The sequence below is a fragment of the Achromobacter sp. ACM03 genome, from assembly GCF_014851665.1.
In the GTDB taxonomy this organism is placed as follows: domain Bacteria; phylum Pseudomonadota; class Gammaproteobacteria; order Burkholderiales; family Burkholderiaceae_B; genus Achromobacter; species Achromobacter aegrifaciens.
In genome coordinates, this window is sequence record NZ_JACVAD010000003.1 from 30,632 (window position 1) to 49,096 (window position 18,465).

General features: G+C 67.4%; 15 protein-coding genes. 4 read left to right on the forward strand and 11 right to left on the reverse strand.

Going from position 1 to position 18,465, the window contains the following annotated elements:
* The first annotated feature begins 45 nt into the window (after positions 1-45).
* Both IB257_RS15855 and IB257_RS15860 read left to right on the forward strand, forming a co-directional pair.
* Positions 46-1,149: a cytochrome gene (locus tag IB257_RS15855; protein ID WP_175161941.1), complete on the forward strand. Its 1,104-nt coding sequence runs from the start codon at positions 46-48 to the stop codon at positions 1,147-1,149.
* Positions 1,146-1,490, forward strand: a complete 345-nt coding sequence (locus tag IB257_RS15860) for an antibiotic biosynthesis monooxygenase (RefSeq protein ID WP_054450685.1) — start codon at positions 1,146-1,148, stop codon at positions 1,488-1,490. Before IB257_RS15855 ends, IB257_RS15860 begins: the two co-directional genes overlap by 4 nt.
* A 9-nt stretch (positions 1,491-1,499) precedes the next feature.
* On the opposite strand, the gene IB257_RS15865 is transcribed toward IB257_RS15860, so the two are convergent.
* Genes IB257_RS15865 through IB257_RS15885 form a run of 5 tightly spaced genes read right to left on the reverse strand, consistent with a single transcriptional unit; the run spans position 1,500 to position 7,780 of the window.
* Positions 1,500-3,275 (reverse strand): ABC transporter ATP-binding protein, encoded by a 1,776-nt coding sequence (locus IB257_RS15865; RefSeq protein ID WP_175161939.1) that lies wholly within the window; start codon positions 3,273-3,275, stop codon positions 1,500-1,502.
* Complete coding sequence (locus tag IB257_RS15870; protein ID WP_192492561.1) at positions 3,272-4,093, reverse strand: ABC transporter permease; 822 nt, start codon at positions 4,091-4,093, stop codon at positions 3,272-3,274. Before IB257_RS15870 ends, IB257_RS15865 begins: the two co-directional genes overlap by 4 nt.
* Positions 4,094-4,100: 7 nt before the next feature.
* Positions 4,101-5,045, reverse strand: a complete 945-nt coding sequence (locus tag IB257_RS15875) for an ABC transporter permease (protein WP_013392266.1) — start codon at positions 5,043-5,045, stop codon at positions 4,101-4,103.
* A gap of 6 nt (positions 5,046-5,051) precedes the next feature.
* Positions 5,052-6,623 (reverse strand): ABC transporter substrate-binding protein, encoded by a 1,572-nt coding sequence (locus IB257_RS15880; protein WP_054450680.1) that lies wholly within the window; start codon positions 6,621-6,623, stop codon positions 5,052-5,054.
* 50 nt (positions 6,624-6,673) lie between these two features.
* Entirely contained in the window at positions 6,674-7,780 is a 1,107-nt protein-coding gene (locus IB257_RS15885; RefSeq protein WP_054450679.1) for a C45 family peptidase, read from the reverse strand.
* Between the two features lie 157 nt (positions 7,781-7,937).
* On the opposite strand from IB257_RS15885, the gene IB257_RS15890 reads away from it, so the two are divergent.
* Complete coding sequence (locus IB257_RS15890; RefSeq protein ID WP_054450677.1) at positions 7,938-8,819, forward strand: GntR family transcriptional regulator; 882 nt, start codon at positions 7,938-7,940, stop codon at positions 8,817-8,819.
* A 159-nt stretch (positions 8,820-8,978) separates the two neighbouring features.
* Entirely contained in the window at positions 8,979-10,313 is a 1,335-nt protein-coding gene (locus IB257_RS15895) for an aspartate aminotransferase family protein (protein ID WP_125472906.1), read from the forward strand.
* Between the two features lie 13 nt (positions 10,314-10,326).
* On the opposite strand, the gene ltaE is transcribed toward IB257_RS15895, so the two are convergent.
* The 6 genes from ltaE to IB257_RS15925 form a co-directional block, all read right to left on the reverse strand.
* On the reverse strand, positions 10,327-11,337 hold the full coding sequence (ltaE, locus tag IB257_RS15900; protein ID WP_119450962.1) for a low-specificity L-threonine aldolase: 1,011 nt from the start codon (positions 11,335-11,337) through the stop codon (positions 10,327-10,329).
* Positions 11,338-11,375: 38 nt separating this feature from the next.
* On the reverse strand, positions 11,376-12,263 hold the full coding sequence (locus IB257_RS15905; RefSeq protein WP_119450963.1) for a DMT family transporter: 888 nt from the start codon (positions 12,261-12,263) through the stop codon (positions 11,376-11,378).
* Between the two features lie 153 nt (positions 12,264-12,416).
* Entirely contained in the window at positions 12,417-14,396 is a 1,980-nt protein-coding gene (acs, locus tag IB257_RS15910; RefSeq protein WP_054450671.1) for an acetate--CoA ligase, read from the reverse strand.
* A 217-nt stretch (positions 14,397-14,613) separates the two neighbouring features.
* The gene (locus IB257_RS15915; protein WP_054450669.1) at positions 14,614-15,954 is read right to left on the reverse strand and encodes an MFS transporter; all 1,341 of its coding nucleotides are present in this window, start codon (positions 15,952-15,954) and stop codon (positions 14,614-14,616) included.
* Complete coding sequence (locus tag IB257_RS15920; RefSeq protein ID WP_088139066.1) at positions 15,951-16,358, reverse strand: heme-binding protein; 408 nt, start codon at positions 16,356-16,358, stop codon at positions 15,951-15,953. The genes IB257_RS15915 and IB257_RS15920 overlap by 4 nt, the downstream gene beginning before the upstream one ends.
* Positions 16,355-18,244, reverse strand: coding sequence for a propionate--CoA ligase (locus IB257_RS15925; RefSeq protein ID WP_192492562.1), 1,890 nt, complete (start codon positions 18,242-18,244; stop codon positions 16,355-16,357). The genes IB257_RS15920 and IB257_RS15925 overlap by 4 nt, the downstream gene beginning before the upstream one ends.
* Positions 18,245-18,465: the final 221 nt, after the last annotated feature.

Genomic DNA, 18,465 nt, shown 5'->3' on the forward strand with positions numbered 1-18,465 from the left:
AAGGCTGGCGGATACTGGCGGCCGTATCCATTACCGGCCATCGCCATGCATCCTGCCCATCCCCTGCAGGCGGTCACTCACCCCGACCCCTACCCGTACTACGCCGCGCTGGCGCGCGAGCGGCCGCTGTATCGCGAGGCGGCGCTGGACCTGTGGGTGGCCAGCCATCCGGACGCGATAGCGGCCATCATGCAGCATCCGGCCGCGCGCGTGCGCCCGGCCGCGGAGCCCGTGCCCAAGGCGCTGTGTCCAGGCCCGGCGGGCGAACTCTTCGGCCGCTTCGTGCGCATGAACGACAGCGCAACGCACACGCAGGTGAAGGCCCTGCTGAGCGCCTACCTCCGCGAACAATCGGCGCGGCCCTGTACGCCCGCGTGTCCCGATCCCGGCCCCCTGGACGCCGCCGCCGTCGACCGTTACCTGAGCGCCGCGCCGGTGCATGCGCAAGCCGCCTTCCTGGGGCTGCCGCCTGACCTGTATGCAGATTGCGCCGCCGATATTGCGGCGTTCCTGTCCGCGCTGCCCGCCGCCGCAGCGGCGGATCGCATCGAAGCGGGACACGCCGCAGCGCAGCGCCTGCAGACACGCCTGGAATCGCATCTGCAAGCCCCCGACGCCGCGCCGGCCCTGCGCCGGCTGCGCGAAGACGGCGCGCGGGCGGAGATAGCGCCCGCGGTGCTGGCCGCCAACCTGGCCGGCCTGCTGTTCCAGTCCTGCGAGGCGGGCGCCGGCCTGCTGGGCAACGCCATCGTCCTGGCCGGACGGCGCGGCCTGCGCGCGGATCTCACGGACGCTGCGGCGCTGGCACTGGTGGACGACGTGGAACGCAGCGACCCGCCGTTGCACAACACGCGGCGCTTTCTCGCCGCGGGCATGGACGTCTGCGGCTTGCGCATCGAAGCCGGCCAGACCGTGCTGCTGGTGCTGGCCGCGGCTGCCACGGTGCAACCCGAGGCGCACTGGACTTTCGGCGCTTTCGGGCATGCCTGCCCGGGCCGCCTTCCGGCCCGCCTGCATGCGGCGGGCGCGCTCACTCGCCTGCTGCGCGCAGGCCTGGATGCCGCGGCGCTGGCGGCCCGTTTCCGTTACCGGCCGCTGCCCAACGCGCGCGTGCCGCAGTTTGATTTTTCCGAGGAACAAGCACCATGATCGCAGTGATATTCGAAGTCGAACCCGCCCACGGCAACCCCGATCCCTATCTGCACATCGCCGCCAGCCTGATCGACGAGCTGAAGGCCATTGATGGCTTCATCTCGGTCGAACGTTTCCAGAGCCTGAGCGATCCGGGCAAGCTGCTGTCGCTGTCGTTCTGGCGCGATGAAGCGGCGGTCCAGCGCTGGCGCACGCTGGAGTCGCACCGCCGGGCCCAGGAAGCCGGGCGCGGCGGCGTCTTCGCCAATTACCGCCTGCGCGTGGCGCAGGTGCTGCGCGACTACGGCATGAACCAGCGCGACGCTGCGCCCGTCGACAGCCGCGAGCGGCACGGCTGAGGCCCCACCTCAGGCCCCGGCCGCGGCTGCCGCCAGCGCCACCCGGTGGGTCGCGCCCGATTCGAGTACCGCCGTCATTGCGGGCAGGCCCGGCGCGGACGAGGGATCGAAGTAATCGGCCTCGTCGCGGCCCGGGCCCGCCGGCAGGTCGCGCACTTCCACGCGAAAGCCCTCGGTCCGGTTGCCGCGCAGTTCCGGCACCGCCTGCAACAGGCGGCGCGTGTAGGGATGCGTGGGCCGGTCGAACACTTCGTCGCGCGTGCCTTCTTCGACGATATGGCCGCGCAACATCACCACCACGCGGTCGGCGATCTGCTCGACCACGCCCAGGTCATGCGAGATCAGCAGGCAGGCAAAGCCGTGTGAACGCTGCAGCGACATCAGAGTCTCCAGCACCTGCTTCTGCACGGTGACGTCCAGCGCCGACACTGGCTCGTCCGCGATGATGACCTCGGGCCGCAGCACCAGCGCCCGCGCGATGGCCACGCGCTGGCGCTGGCCGCCGGACAGCTCGTGCGCATAGCGCTCGGCGTAGTCCTCGCCCAGGCCCACGTCCCGCAACGCGTCGGCCACGCGCTTGCGGCGGATGTCCGCCGTCATGCCGGCTTCCAGCCGCAGGCCCTCCCCCACCAGGTCGCCGATGGTCATGCGCGGATCCAGCGATGAATAGGGATCCTGGAACACCATCTGCACCCGCCGGCGCGCCGCCTGCCACGACTGCCCCGAACCGCCCGCGGGCAAGGCCTGGCCGTCCAGTTCGATGCGCCCCTGGGCCTGCGGCACCAGTCCCAGGATGGACATCATGACCGTGGTCTTGCCGCTGCCCGATTCGCCGACGATGGCCAGCGTTTCCCCCGGCGCCACCGCGAACGTCGCGCGGTGCACGGCGCGCACCGCGCGCTTGCGGAACCAGCCCTCGCGGACCGAGTAGTCGATCGCCAATCCGTCCACCTGCAGGATGGGCGCCGCTTCGACGGCAGGCCGGGCCGGACCGCGCTTGGGCAACGCGTCCAGCAGGCTGAGCGTGTACGGATCCGCCGGCCGCGACAGCACCTCGGCCACCGGCCCGGTCTCGACCGCCCGGCCGCGGCACATCACCAGCACGCGCTGCGTGTACGCGGCCACCAGCGCCAGGTTGTGGCTGATGAAGATCAGCGCCGTGCCCTGCTCGCGCGTCAGTTCGCACATCAGGTCCAGCACTTCCTTCTGCACCACGCAGTCCAGCGCGGTGGTGGGTTCGTCCGCGATCAGGAGGCGCGGCTTGAGCAGCATCACGCCCGCCAGCAGAATGCGCTGGCGCATGCCGCCGGAGAATTCATGCGGATAGCGCTTCATGCAATCCTGCGCGTCGCGCACGCGCACCCGCTCCAGCATCCGGACGGCTTCGTCCCAGGCCTCGCGGCGCGCCATGCCACGGCGCAGAACCAGCGCCTCGATCAGTTGTTCGCCCACGCGGAACGCCGGGTTGAGCGACACCATCGGCTCCTGGAACACCATGCCGATGCCGGTGCCGCGCTTCGCCAGCCAGTCGCGCGGCGCCTGCTGCAACAGGTCCTGGCCTTCGAACAGCGCCTGTCCGCCGGTGATGCGCGCCGAATCGGGCAACAGGCCCAGCAGCGTCTTGCCGATCAGCGTCTTGCCGCTGCCGGACTCACCGACGATGGACAGCGATTCGCCTGCGTGCAGATCGAATGACACCCGGTTCACCACCGGCGCGGCGTCGCGCTTGCCCGGAAAGCGGATCTCCAGGTCGCGCACGGACAGCAAGGGTTGCGCAGCGCTCATGCCATCACCCCCCGCATGCGCGGATCCAGCAGATCGCGCACCGCATCGCCCAGCAGATTGATGCCCAGCAGGCTCAACGAAATCATGGCGCCCGGAAACACCGCCAGCCAGATGGCCTGGTCCATGGCGTTGCGGCTTTCGGACAGCATGCCGCCCCAGGTGGCCAGCGGCGGCGGCACGCCCAGGCCCAGGAAGCTCAGCGCGCTTTCCGCCAGCAGGGCGGAACCGAAGATCGAGGTCGCGAAGATCAGCAACGGCGGCAGGCAGTTGGGCAGTACGTGGCGGAACACGGTCCATAGGCCCCCATGGCCGGTGGCGCGCGAGGCAATGACGAAATCGCGCTGGCGCAGGGACAGCGCCGCGCCGCGCGCGATGCGCGACACCGACGGCGCATACGCCAGGCCCAGCGCCAGCACCACGCCCCATTTGGACGGCCCCAGCACGGTCATGATCCCGAGCGCGAGCAGGAGGCCCGGAAACGCCATCAGCGATTCCACCAGCACGGTGATGCCGCGATCGACCCAGCCGCCCGCATAGCCGGCCGTGACGCCTATCGTCGTGCCCAGGAGCAGCGCCAGCAGCACGGAAAACACGCTGACCGCCACGCTGACCCCCGCGCCCGCCATCAGCCGCGACAGCACGTCGCGGCCGAATTCATCGGTGCCCAGCCAGTACTCCGCCGACGGCGGCGAAAAGCGCGCCAGCAGATCGCCTTCCAGCGGATCGTGCGGCGTGTACACCAGCCCGACCAGGGCCAGCAGCACGACGCCCCCGACCAGCGCGCCGCCCAGGACGGCATTGGTATGTTTAAAGCCCATGATGATCCTATTGAAGCTTCACGCGCGGGTCGAACAGCGGATACAGCAGATCCACCACCAGGTTGACCGCCACGTACAAGAGCGCGATGAACAGCAGGCAGCCCTGCACCACGGGGTAGTCCCGCGCATAGATGCTTTCCACCAGCAGCCGCCCGATGCCCGGCAGCGTGAACACGGTCTCGATCACCGCGGCGCCCGACAGCAGATGGCCCAGCATCAGGCCGATCACCGTCAAGGTGGGCCCGAACGAATTGGGCAGCACATGGCGCAGCATGACGCGCTTTTCCGGCAGGCCCTTGGCGCGCGCATGCGCCACGTATTCCAGCCGCAGCGTCTCGATGGTGCTGGCGCGCATCATGCGCGTGATGGCCGCGATTTCCGTCAGCACGATGGCGCAGACCGGTAGCACCAGATACCGAGCAGCGCCCAGTCCGCCCTGGGCGATGGATTCGAAGCCATACACCGGCAACCAGTTCAGCTTCACGCCGAACAGCCAGATCAGCAGGATGCCGACCCAGAAGCTGGGCATGGACACGAACAGGATCGAGGTCGACACGATGGCGGTGTCGGCGCGGCGGTTCTGGCGCCAGGCGGCCACCATGCCGGCGGGCACCGCCACCAGGCAGGCCAGCAGCGTGGCGGTCAGCACCACCTGGGCCGTCACCGCAAAATGCGTCAGCACCAGATGCATCACGGGTTCGCGCCGCGCGATGGACATGCCCAGGTCGCCCTGCAGCGCGTTGCCCACCCAGATCAGGAACTGCTCGCCTACAGGACGGTCCAGCCCTAGCGCGTGGCGCATTTCCGCCAGCAGCGCAGGGTTGTCGATATCGCCCAGCATCAGCGACGCAGGATCCCCGGGGATCGCGCGTATCAGCGCGAACACGAGCACCGTGACGACGATCACGGTGGGCACCGACGCCGCGATGCGCTTGAGTAGATAGCCCAGCACGGCGCCTCAGTTCTTGGTCACGTTGAAGAAACGCGGCTTGCGCAGCGGCCAGCCGGTAAAGCCCTGCAGCTTGCTGGAAACGACCACATAGCCGGGCTTGTTGTAGTACATCAGCAGCGGCGTGTCGCGCAGCATCAGGGCATGCAGCTTGTCGAAGGCCTGCTTACGCACGGCAGGATCGGATTCGGCTTCTATGCCTTCCAGGATGGCCGCGGCCTCCGGACTTTCCCACTGGGCCATGGGCGTTTTGGACTTATCGCCGATCACGTCGCGGAACATCAGCGCCGGCTCCGTGCGCGCGGAATACGCGAATGCCATCAGCTGGAACTTGCCTTCGCGGAAGTTGGTCACCTGGGTGCCCCATTCCAGCATGTCCAGCTCGGCCTTGATGCCGGCCTTGCCCAACAGCTGCTGCGTCACCACCGCGACGCGGTACAGGTAGGGATAGCGCTTGTTGGCCTGCAGCTTCAGGGGCTCGCCGCGGTAGCCGGCGGCATCGAGCAGGCGCTTGACCTCTTTCAGGTTCTTCTCGTAGCCGGCGCGGTCGGCCTCGGAGTAGTAGACGCTGGCCGCGGGCACCAGGGACGGGTTATAGGCCGCCTGGCCGTTATTCAAAGCCTTGGCGATGCCGGGAAAGTCCAGCGCCAGCGCGATGGCGCGGCGCATGTTCACATCCGACAGCAAGGGCGCGCGCGTCTGCATCAGCAGGTTGACGGTGTCCAGGCCCTGCTCGGTGACGATGTTCCAGCGCGGGTCCTTGGCCGGCAGATTGTCTTCGTCCGCGTTGTAGGCGTCGACCTGCCCCGCCATGAGCGCCGCCTTCTGCGCGGCCGCATCCGGAATCACCACGAAGCGCACATTGGCCCGCGCCACTTTCTTGCCGGCCATGCCGCTGGGCGCTTCCTCGCGCGGCTTGTAGCCGGCGTACGGCGTCAGCAGCAGGTACTGTTCCTTCTTCCATTCCGCCAGCACGTAAGGACCGGTGCCGATGGGCCTGGCCCACTTGCCGTCGGCGTCGACGCTCTTGGCGCTCAGCACCGGCATCGGGCACTGCACGCTGGCCATCTGGTCCAGGAACAGCGCGTAGGGCTGCTCCAGCCTGAACACCACGGTGGCCGGATCGGGCGTCTCCACCGCCACGACCTTGGCGCCCTTGCTGCCGTCGTAGAGGTTCTTGCAGGAGTACTCGGACTGGGCGCCGTTGAGGTAGTCGTAGGTCCATTTGACGTCGGCCGAGGTCATGGGCGTGCCGTCATGGAAGGTGACGCCCTGGCGCAGCTTGAAGGTATAGGCGCGCTTGTCGTCGGACAGCGTCCAGCTGTCGGCCAGCATGGGGGCCACGCTCATGTCGGCGCGCAGCGCCACCAGGGACTCCACCACGTGCGCCAGCACGTTGTCGGTGGAAGTGTTGCGGGACCGCCCGCCGGGCAGCGTGGTCGGCGTGCCCGACCCTTCGGCGTAGCGGATTTCTGGCGCGGCGGCCTGCGCCCGCACGGCGGCGGGCAGAGCGGCCACGGCGGCGGCCAGCGCGGCGGACAACAGCAGCGCGTTCTTGGCGCGCGTAGCATGCGAATTCATAGGGATCACTCCAGGCGCGGCGCTCGCCGCATACGGGTCTGGGGGCCGGCTCAGAAGAGCCGGTACTCCGCGAAGTTGCGTCCTTCGTAGGGCTTGCGCGCGATCCACATCACGCCGCTGGCCGGCTCCATCAAGGTGGTGGCCACCGTAGCCGAGATGCTGTCGAAACTGGCCGGCTTGGGCGAACGCAGCACGCCGTCGGGCGCGGCGAAGTCGTCGGCCAGGATGCGCTTGACCGTGTCCCAGTCGATGCCGCCCGTGGCGCGCGCCAGCATGTCCTGCACACGGCGCTGGCGGTAGATCGAATCCGGATTGGCCGCCAGCCCTTTGTCGAACAGCTTGGCGCGCGCGGGCGGGCTGATCCAGTGGTTGGCATGTACCAGCAGGCCGTCCTCGGGGGTGATCCAGAAGATTTCGTCGGGCGAGCATTCCAGGTCGACCGCCTCGCCCTGCGCCTGCGCCAGCATCAGGTTGTTGGAGCAAAAGCGGCGCGAGGCCCACAGCACCTTCATGGCGTTGCAGATGTTGCTGGCTTCCAGCATCTTGCGCCGCACCAGCACCAGCGGCACCTCGGCGGGGCGCTGATAGTCGTGTTCGCAAGACAGGAAATTGCCGGACAGGGAAACGCCCGCGCTGTTGAAACCGTGGCGCGCGAGGCTGCCGGCTTCCGTGAACACCAGCAGGTCGGGGCCGTCTTCGCGGCGCATGCGCAGCACGATGCCGGTGTCCACGCATTCCTCGCGCCAGTCCCAGTTATGGGCATGCATGAGCTTGCCGCCGGCGGCGGCCTCGGGCAGCACGACCAGGCCGGTGCAGCCATCGTCCAGCCCCTTGCGGGCGCGGCCCAGCTCGGCATGGCCGAACATCATTTCGGTGCGGCAGTTGATGACCACCACATCCTCCAGCGCCTGGCCCGATCCGTCGGCGATGCCGCGCAGCTCTTCCAGGTAGGCCGCGTCATAGTCGCCCACCACCGGCACCATGGCGGCGGCCAGTTCCTTCAAGCGGTCCGCGGCAACGCCGCGCCGCTCCAGCTGCCCGCGGTAGAGGGCCACGCTGCGCGCCACGCGCTCGGGGACGGCGGCGCCATGCTGGCGGCCCCGCTCGTATGGGCTGCCCTGTACATCGACCAGGGGGAAGGGGGTGGGCAAAGTCACGGCTCAAGGCTCCGGAGCAAGGTTCAAGACGGGCAAATTTTGTACTAATATAAGAAAAAGTTCAATACAAGGGTTTCCCCGGGGCCACTATCGCGAACGTTGCGCGCGTAGCTCTCCGGTACCATTCCGACTCCGTCGCCCTTCGCGCCCATCCTTCATGTCCAACGCCGCTCCCGCCCGCCCCACTCCGCTGCAAGTCGACCTGGCGCGCCTTATCGCGGAAGACATCGTGGCCCGGCGCCATGCGCCCGGCGACCACCTGTCCGAGGAAACGTTGGCCGCGAGCTACGAGGTGTCGCGCACGCCCGTGCGCGGCGCGCTGAAGCTGCTGGCCGCGCAGGGCCTCATCACGCACCGCCCCAACAGCGGCTACACGGTAGCGGCGCATGCGGCGGCCGCGCCCCCCGCCATCGAGGGCGCCGGCCCCACCCAGGACGAGCTATACCGGCGCCTGATCGATGACCGCGCCTCGCGCGAGCTGCCGGAAACCTTTACCGAGCGCGACCTGCAACAGCGCTATCCAGCGCCGCGCAGCGTGCTGACCAAGACCTTGTTGCAGCTCTCCGCGGACGGCCTGATCGAGAAGCGCAAGGGCCATGGCTGGCAATTCGCGCCGTCGCTGGAAAACCGCGACGCGCTCAACGAGAGCTACCGCTTCCGCATGACGATCGAATGCGCCGGCCTGCTGGAACCCACGTTCCGCCTGGACCGCGAGGCGCTGGCCCGCATGCGCGCCGCGCATGAAGCGCTGGCCGCGCGCAGCGACGCCGACATCTCGGCCACCGAGTTCTTCAATCTCAACGCCTCGTTCCACGAAATGCTGGCCCGCTTCTCGGGCAACCGCTACATCCTGCAGGCGGTGCAGCAGCAGAACCAATTGCGCCGGCTGGAAGAGCATGCCGCGTTCTACCGCGACGCGCGCTTCATCAACTCCAGCAGCGAACACCTGCAGATCATCGACGCGCTCGAGGCCGGCGACCAGGAGTGGGCTTCGCAGCTCATGCGGCGCCACTTGAAGACCTCGCTGCAAGTGTCCTGACACCCTTTCCGCTTTCATTCATCCGCCAGCCCGCCGTCGCGGGCCCTCCGCACGCATGGCGTCCGCGTTGCGGCGTACCTTCGGGTCTTCTTGTATTGTATTTATCAATTGATTAATACAAAATAGAAAGCCCAAATATCTCTTCATGCCGGAACACCCATGCCATCGTCAGCGCCTCATCCCACTCCCGCCATCAACGCCGAAGCCTATTGGATGCCCTTCACCGCGAACCGCCGGTACAAGCGCGCGCCCGTGCTATTCAGCGCCGCCGAGGGCATGCACTACATCCGGCCGGACGGACGCCGCGTGCTGGACGGCATTGCGGGCCTGTGGTGCGTGAACGCCGGACACCGCCGTCCGGAAATCGTCGAGGCCATCGCCCGCACCGCCCATGAACTGGACTACGCGCCGTCGTTCCAGATGAGCCATCCCCTGGCCTTCGAGCTGGCCGAGTCCTTGCGCCAGGAAGCGCCCGCCGGGTTCTCCAACGTGTTTTTCTCGAACTCCGGATCCGAAGCGGTGGACACCGCGCTGAAGATCGCGCTGGGCTATCACCGCGCGCGCGGACAGGGCCAGCGCGTGCGCCTGATCGGGCGCGAGCGCTCGTACCACGGGGTGGGGTTCGGCGGCCTGTCGGTGTCGGGCATCGCCGGCCACCGCAAGCCTTTCGGCAATCTGCTGCCCTACGTGGACCATCTGCCGCACACCTATGACCGCAGCCAGATGGCCTACACGCGCGGCCAGCCGGACTGGGGCGCCCACCTGGCCGATACGCTGGAGCGCATCGTCGCGCTGCATGACGCCTCCACCATCGCAGCCGTCATCGTGGAACCCGTGGCGGGCTCGACCGGCGTGCTGGTGCCGCCCAAGGGCTATCTGCAGAAGCTGCGGCAGATCTGCGACGCGCACGGCATCCTGCTGATCTTCGACGAAGTGATCTGCGCCTTCGGCCGCATCGATGGCGCGTTCGCCTCATCGCACTTCGGCGTCACGCCCGACATCATCACCAGCGCCAAGGGGCTGACCAACGGCGCCATCCCCATGGGCGCCACGCTGGTGCAGCAGCATGTCTACGATGCGTTCATGCAGGGGCCGGACAGCGCCATCGAGCTGTCGCATGGCTACACCTATTCCGGCCATCCCGTGGCCTGCGCCGCCGGCCTCGCGACCCTGGACATCTGCCGCCGCGAAGGCCTGTTCCAGCGCAGCCGCGAACTCTGGCGCTATTGGGAAGACGCGGCGCACAGCCTGAAGGGACTGCCGCACGTAGTGGACATCCGCAACATCGGCCTCCTGGCCGCCATCGAACTCGAACCGCTGGAAGGCAAGCCCGGCCAGCGGGCGTACGCCGTGCACCAGGCCTGCCTGGAACGCGGCTGCCTGATCCGTTCGGCGGGCGACACCATGCTGTTGTCGCCCCCGCTCATCATCGAGCGCGCGCAGATCGACGAATTGTTCTCGGTCTTGTCGGATGTGCTGCGCGCGGACGCCTGAGCGCCCGCCCCGCTTATGCCAGGTGCCGGGTCACCGCCTGGACCACCTGCCGCACGTCCGCGGCGGACACGTCCAGGTGCGTGACCAGGCGGGTCGGGCCGCCATACACAGCCCGCATCTGGATACCGTCAGCCGCCAGCTTGGCGGTGAGTTCATCGCAGCGCGCGGGCTCGAATTCCGCGAACACCATGTTGGTGTCCTGGCTCAACACCTTTACGCCCGGAATGGCGCGCAGCCCTTCTGCCAGCAGCCGGGCGTTCTCGTGATCTTCGGCCAGGCGCTCCACGTTGTGCTCCAGCGCATACAGGCAGGCCGCGGCCAGCACGCCAGCCTGGCGCAAACCGCCGCCCAGCATCTTGCGCCAGCGGCGGGCGCGGGCGATGAGTTCGACGCTGCCGACCAGCACCGACCCCACGGGCGCGCCCAGGCCCTTGGAAAAACAGATGGACACCGTGTCGAAAGGCGCGCACAGGTCCGCCACCGGCTTGCCGCTGGCGACGGCCGCGTTGAACACGCGGGCGCCGTCCAGATGCGTCGCCAGGCCATGCTGGCGCGCCCAGTCGGTCGCGGCCTGCACGTAGCTGGCCGGAATCAGCTTTCCGTGGAAAGTATTCTCCAGCGCCAGCAAGCGGGTGCGGGCGAAATGCGCGTCGCCCTCGGGCTTGAGCGCCGCGGTCAACTTGTCCAGCGGCAAGGAGCCGTCCGCCGCATGTTCTATGGGCTGCGGCTGGATGCTGCCCAGCACGGCCGCCCCGCCCCCTTCGTACTTATAGGTGTGCGCAAGCTGGCCCACCAGGTACTCGTCGCCGCGCTCGCAATGGGCCATCAGAGCCCCCAGATTGCTTTGCGTGCCAGAGGGGAAAAACAGCCCGGCCGCCTTGCCCGTGCGCTCGGCAACCGCCTCCTGCAGGCGGATCACGGTCGGGTCATCGCCCATCACGTCATCGCCCAGGGGCGCGCAGACCATGGCCTGCAACATGGCTGCGGATGGCCGGGTGACTGTGTCGCTACGCAGATCGATCATGGAAAATCCCAGGATAGGAAAAGGAATATGGAAAGCGCTTATTCGGCGCGCGCCGCCGGCGCCGCGCGGCTCACTACCCAGATGCCGGCCAGGATCAGCGCCATGCCGCCCAGCTCAGCCGCGGTAGGCTGCTCGGACAGCAGCGCCCAGGCGAACAGCATGGCCACGACTGGCACGCCCAGGCTGGACAGGCCTGCGATCGACGCCGGCACCAGTCGCACCACCAGCAGCCACAACAACCAGCCCGCGGCGGTCGCGATCAGCACGATGTAGGCCATGCCGGCCCAAAGCTGCCAGCCCCACTGGGCCGGCATCTGCGGCACCAGAAAGGCGACCGGCGTCATGACCAGTCCGCCCAGCAGCATCTGCCAGGCGGTGAATGTCATCACATCGGGCGCGTGCCGCTCGAACATGCGCTTGGACAGCACGGTGCCCACGCCCCAGCACAGGCCGCTGCCCAGCCCCAGCAACACGGGCCGGATATCGCCCAGGCCGTTCCAGGGTTCGACGAAGCAGACCAGCCCGATGGCGGCCAGCGCAATGCCCACCCCATGCCGCGCCGTGGGACGTTCGCCCAGCAGCCACCACGCGAAGAGGATCACCCAGAACGGCATCGTGTACGCCATGAGCGAGACCTTGCCCACGCCGCCCGACACCAGCGCCGTCTGTACAAACCCCTGGAATCCGGCCGTCTGCGTCAGGCCGATCAGCAATGTCAGCTTCCAGGGCGGCATCGCCAGCGGCCGCCGCATCGCGATGGCCAGCGCGAACAGCACCAGGCCGCCCGAAACGTAGCGCAGCGCCACGAAGTCGAAGGGACCGATGTAGGGAACGATCAGTTTCATCGCGATCCAGCTGCCCGCCCAGACCAGGATGGTGCTGAACATCAGGGCTAGCCCTGCTCGATCGAAACTGCTGCGGCTCACTGGCACGGCTCCGTGGGAAAAAATTCTGGGCGCGAAAAAGCAAATACGCCCGTACCGGCAGTTCCGATACGGGCGTATGACATTATGCGCCTGCCTTGCCTCCCGCGGAGGCTGCAGGCGGGCCGTTCCCGTCCATCAAGCGGACGGGAAGGATCACAGCGACTTGGCCAACTGATCCAGGATGGCCGGATTCTCCAGCGTGGAAACGTCCTGCGTGATTTCCTCGCCCTTGGCGACCACGCGCAACAGGCGGCGCATGATCTTGCCCGAGCGGGTCTTGGGCAGGTTGTCGCCGAAGCGGATGTCCTTGGGCTTGGCGATGGGGCCGATTTCCTTGGCCACCCAGTCGCGCAGCACCTTGGCGATGGCTTGCGCCTCTTCGCCTTCCGGACGCGAACGCTTGAGCACCACGAAGGCCACCACGGCTTCGCCCGTCGTGTCGTCCGGACGGCCCACCACCGCGGCTTCCGCCACCAGTTCGTGCGCCACCAGCGCGGACTCGACTTCCATCGTGCCCAGGCGGTGGCCGGACACGTTCAGCACGTCGTCGATGCGGCCCATGATCCAGAAATAGCCGTCGGCATCGCGCTGCGCGCCGTCGCCGGCCAGGTAGTAGCCGCGCAGTTCCGAGGGAAAGTAGCTCTTCTTGAAACGCTCCGGGTCACCCCAGATGTTGCGGATCATGGCGGGCCACGGACGCTTGATGACCAGGAAGCCGCCATTGCCCTGCTCCACGTCGCCGCCGGTCTCGTCGACGATGGCGGCGGCGATGCCCGGCAGCGGCAAGGTGCAGGAACCCGGCTTGGTCGGCGTGGCGCCAGGCAGCGGCGTGATCATGTGGCCGCCGGTCTCGGTCTGCCACCACGTGTCCACGATGGGGCAACGTTCGCGGCCGATGTTCTTGTGGTACCACATCCAGGCTTCGGGATTGATGGGCTCGCCCACCGTGCCGATGATGCGCAGGCTGTCCAGGTCGTAGTTCTGCGGATGCGCTTCGGGCGCGGCCTCGGCGGCCTTGATCAGCGAGCGGATCGCGGTGGGCGCGGTGTAGAAGGTGGTGACCTTGTGGCGCGCGATCATGTCCCAGAAGCGGCCGGCGTTGGGATAAGTCGGCACGCCTTCGAACACCACCTGCGTCAGGCCGGCGGCCAGCGGACCGTAGGTGATGTAGGTGTGGCCGGTGACCCAGCCCACGTCGGCCGTGCACCAGTACACGTCGTCCTTGCGGGCGTCGAAGGTCCACTTCACCGTCAGCAGCGCCCACAGCAGGTAGCCCGCCGAGGAATGCTGCACGCCCTTGGGCTTGCCGGTGGAGCCGGAGGTATAGAGGATGAAGAGCGGATGCTCGGCGTTGACCGGCACGGGTTCGCAGGTGTCGGGCTGGCCGGCTTCGACGTCGTGCATCCAGAGGTCGCGGCCTTCGTTCCATTGCACTTTGCCGCCGGTGCGGCGGTACACGATGACCTTGCTCACGGCCTCGCAGCCGCCCATGGTGAAGGCTTCTTCGACCGCGGGCTTCAGCGGTATGGTCTTGCCGCCGCGCACCTGCTCGTCGGCGGTGATGACCAGCGACGCGCCCACGTCCATGATGCGCTCCTGCAGGCTCTTGGCCGAGAAGCCGCCGAACACCACCGAGTGCGTCACGCCCAGGCGCGCGCAGGCCTGCATGGCCACCACGGCTTCGATCGACATGGGCATGTAGATGATGGCGCGGTCGCCCTTCTTGTAGCCCAGCGCCTTCATGCCGTTGGCGAAGCGGCAGACGCGCGCCAGCAGTTCGCGATAGCTGACCTTGTTGACCTTGCCGTCGTCGGTTTCAAAGATGATGGCGGTCTTGTCGGCATTGCCGTTGGTCAGGTGCACGTCCAGACAGTTGGCCGACACGTTCAATTCGCCATCGCCGAACCAGCGGTAGAACGGCGCGTCCGATTCGTCCAGGACCTGCGTGAACGGCTTGGTCCACTGCAGGTTGTCGCGCGCCTGCCCGGCCCAGAATCCGTCGAAATCGTTTTCGACCTGCGCGCACAGCGCGTTGTAGGCCTCCATGCTGGGAATCGCGGCGCCTTCTGCAGCGCGCTCGGGCGGCGGGAACACCCGGGTTTCCACCAGTACGGACTCAATAGCGTTCGACATGATCTTTGTCTCCAATCGGTAATTCTGTTTGTTTGTGCCGCTTGTTCATTACCCAACCGCAACCGTATCGCCGCGCTCTTACGGGCACCTTACGCAAAATGCGGGCCGGAGCCCGCGGCGCAAGGCCGGCGCCGGGTAATCAAGGCGTGCCGCCGCGCTCTCGACGCGGCGGCACCGGACAGTCCATAAGGATAGCAGCCTGCGCGAACGGCGCGCCTCAGGCGGCGCGCCGTTCCAGCCCGCGCTTCACGTCCACGCGCGACAAAAGGATGAGGCCGCCCACGAAGAACAGGCCGGTCACCAGGATCGCAAGCCGGTGGTTGCCGTGCGTGGCCCAGGTCACCAGGCCGTAGGTCAGCGGACCGATCACCGCGGCCAGTTGCACCGCGAAGGTCCACAGCGAGTAGAACTCTGCCAGCCGGCCGGCGGGCGCCAGCGCGCCGGTCATGGCGCGGCCCGCGCTCTGCGTGGTGCCCATGCACAGCCCGGCCAACGTGGCCGCGACCCAGAACACGGGCGCGGTCACGGCGGCGTAGGCCACCAGCACCATCACGATCCAGCCGCACAGCGTCAGGGCCAGCGCCGGCTTATGGCCGATGCGGTCCTGCACGTAGCCGAACGAAAACGCGCCGGCCGCCGCGCCGATGTTTACGGTGAACACCAGCAGCATGATCTGCGGCGTGGTGAAGCCCATGACCTCCGAGGCATAGACCGCGGCCAGCGTGATCACCACCGAAATGCCCGCCTGGTAGCAGGCGATGCACATGAGCAGGCGGCGGAACTCCGGAAAATGCTGCCCGGTTTCGCGCCAGGCATAGGCCAGGCGCTTGAGCATGTGCAGCGCCTCCTGCTTGCCAGCCTGCGGCTTCGCGCGTTCGCGCAGCAGGAAGAAGGATGGCAGCGCCGCCAGCGCGAACACCGCGCACGTGACCACGATGACCCACGGCACGAAATGCTCGGCCGTCTCGCCACGCCCCTCGGCCAGCGTCACGACCACCAGCGACAAGCCCAGCGTGAGCATGCCGCCGCAATAGCCGAAGCTCCAGCCCCAGCCCGAAACGCGGCCCAGCGCGGAGGGCCGCGCGAGTTCCGGCAGGAAGGCCGCGACCACGGATTCGCCAACGCAATAGCAGTAGTTGGAAATGACGATGGCGGCCAGCGCCAGCCAGACGTCCCCGGGCCCGGCCTGCGTCAGCACCAGCGTAGCGGCCACGCAACCCACCGTGCTCGAAAACAGCAGGCGGCGCTTGCTGGCGCGCGCATCGGCGCGGGCGCCCAGCGTGGGCATGGTCAGCATGATGAGGAGGTAGGACAGCGACAGCGCCGCGGTCCAGGCCAGCGTGGCCCAGGGCGCGCGCCCGCCGACCACACCGACGAAATAGGTGCTGAACACCGCCGTGAGGATCACGGTGGTGTAGCCGGAATTGGCGAAGTCGTACATGGCCCAGGCCCAGACCTCGCGTTTGGCCACGCCGGGATTCAGGGGGCCGTCGCCCCCTGCTCCAGCGTTCTGCGCGGATGCGCCGGCCGGCGCATCCGACGGCTCGCCGTGGCTCATAGGCCCAGGGCGGCGATGCCAGCTTGAGCGATCAGCGCATCTTCGGTCGACTTCACGCCCGACACGCCGACGGCGCCGACGACATGGCCATTCGCCACGATAGGGACGCCGCCTTCCAGCATGCCTTCGAGGAGCGGCGCCGACAGGAACGAATAACGCCCGTTATTGATGATCTCTTCGTAGATCCGCGATTCGCGGCAGCCCATGGCGGCAGTCTTGGCCTTGGCCGGCGCAATATGGGAAGAAATCGGCGCCACGCCATCCAGGCGCAGCATGCCCATCAGATGCCCGCCATCGTCGACAACGGCAATGGCGACCGCCCATTTGTTCTGCAGGGCGTGTGCTTCGGCCGCAGCCAAGATCTTCTTGACGTCTTCGGCGGCCAGCACGGGTTTGGTATTCATTGCAGCGACTCCTTTATTTGTTCCAGGGCGGTGGGATCTTCTATGGTGGTCAGATCGCCGGGATCACGTCCTTCGCATACCGCGACGATCGCGCGGCGCAGGACCTTGCCGGAACGGGTCTTGGGCAATGCGCCCACGAACCGGATCCTGGCGGGCCTAGCCACCGCTCCCAGCTGCTCTTCCACCAGCCGCATGATATCGCCTTCCAGGCGCTTTGCCCCTTCCTCGGTTTCGGCTCCGGCGGGATTCTTGAGCACGGCGAACGCCATCGCAACCTGGCCCTTGAGCGAGTCCGCCACGCCCACGACCGCGCATTCGGCAATCGCGTTGTGGCTATTGACGGATTCCTCGATCTCGCGCGTGCCCAGGCGGTGGCCCGCCACATTGATCACATCATCCGTGCGCCCCAGGATGAACCAGTAACCATCGGCGTCCACCAAGCCCCAGTCGAAGGTCGAATACACCTGGCGGCCGGGAATGGAGGTGAAGTAGGTCTGCACGAAGCGCTCGTCGTCGCCCCAGATGGTGGACATGGCGCCCGGCGGCAGCGGCGGCACGATGGCCACCACGCCTTTCTGGTCGGGGCCCAGATCCTCGCCCGTGGACTCGCTGACGATGCGCGCGTCAAAGCCATATACCGGGAACGACGGGCTGCCGAAGCGCGTCGGGACCTTTTCCACGCCAGGCTGGGCCGACAGGATCGGCCAGCCCGATTCCGTCTGCCAGTAGTTGTCGATGATGGGCTTGCCCAGGCCGCCCGAGATCCATTGCGCGGTCGGCTCGTCCAGCGGTTCGCCCGCCAGATAGACCGCACGCAACGAGGACAGGTCGTGGCGCTTGAGCAGCTCCGGATCCTGGCGCTTGAGCACGCGCACCGCGGTCGGCGCCGAGAACAGGGTGTTGACGCCGAACTCCTCCACCAGCTTCCACAGGATGGCGCCGTCCGGACGCACCGGGGTGCCTTCATACAGCACCGTCGCCTGCCCGCCGATCAGGGGGCCGTAGATGATGTACGAATGGCCCACCACCCAGCCGATGTCGCTGGTGCAGAAGAAGGTGTCGCCGGCGCGGCCGTCGAACAGGTATTCCATGGACGAGGCCAGCGCCACGGCATAGCCGCCGGTATCGCGCTGCACGCCCTTGGGCTTGCCGGTGGTGCCGGAGGTATAGAGGATATAGCTGGGCTCCGAGGACTCCAGCCATTCCACCGGCACCCGCGCGCCCAGGTGGCGCTGGCGCAGCGTCTCGTAATCCAGGTCGCGTCCTGCGACGGGTTCGAACGGCGCCAGGCCGCGGTCGAACACCACCACCGAGGCCGGCGGCGTCTTGGCCAGCGCCAAGGCACGGTCCAGCAGCGGTTTGTAGGGCACGACCTTGCCGCCGCGCGAACCGCCGTCGGTGCAGACCACCACTTTGGGCGCCGCGTCGTCGATGCGCTGGGCCAGATTGACCGAGGCGAAGCCGCCGAACACCACCGAATGCACCGCGCCGATCCGCGCGCACGCCAGCATGGTGAACACGGCTTCCGGCACCATGGGCATGTACAGCAGCACCCGGTCGCCGCGCCCCACCCCAAGCTCCTTGAGCATGGCAGCGGCGGCGTTGACCTCTTCGTACATTTCCTGGCGCGTGTAGACGCGCTCGCGGTCGACCTCGGTGGACACCCAGATCAGGGCCGGCGTTTCAGCCTGGGTCGGCAGCCAGCGGTCGACGGCGTTGTAACAGAGATTGGTGCGCCCGCCCGTGAACCACTTGGCGAACGGCGGCCGGGAGAAGTCCAGCACGGACTCGAACGGCGTCTCCCAGTGGATGCGGCCGGCCTCTTCCCGCCAGAACGCGTCGCGGTCATGTATCGAGCGGTAATGGAAATCCCGGGTTTTTTGCATTTATGTCTCCTGTTATCTTTCTTAGGCCTTAAGGCTGATTGATTTCTTCTCTGATCCTTCGGTCATTCTGGTAGGCAAACCTTGCACGAGGCTTGCCGCAAGTCAAAATGTTCTACCAAATGTCCACGCTGCATGGACATTAACGCCGGTTTCGTAACTAACTGGTCTTAAAAGTTTGGTAGAATCCCCGCGAAGTTGTAGAACAATGTTGATTTTGCTGA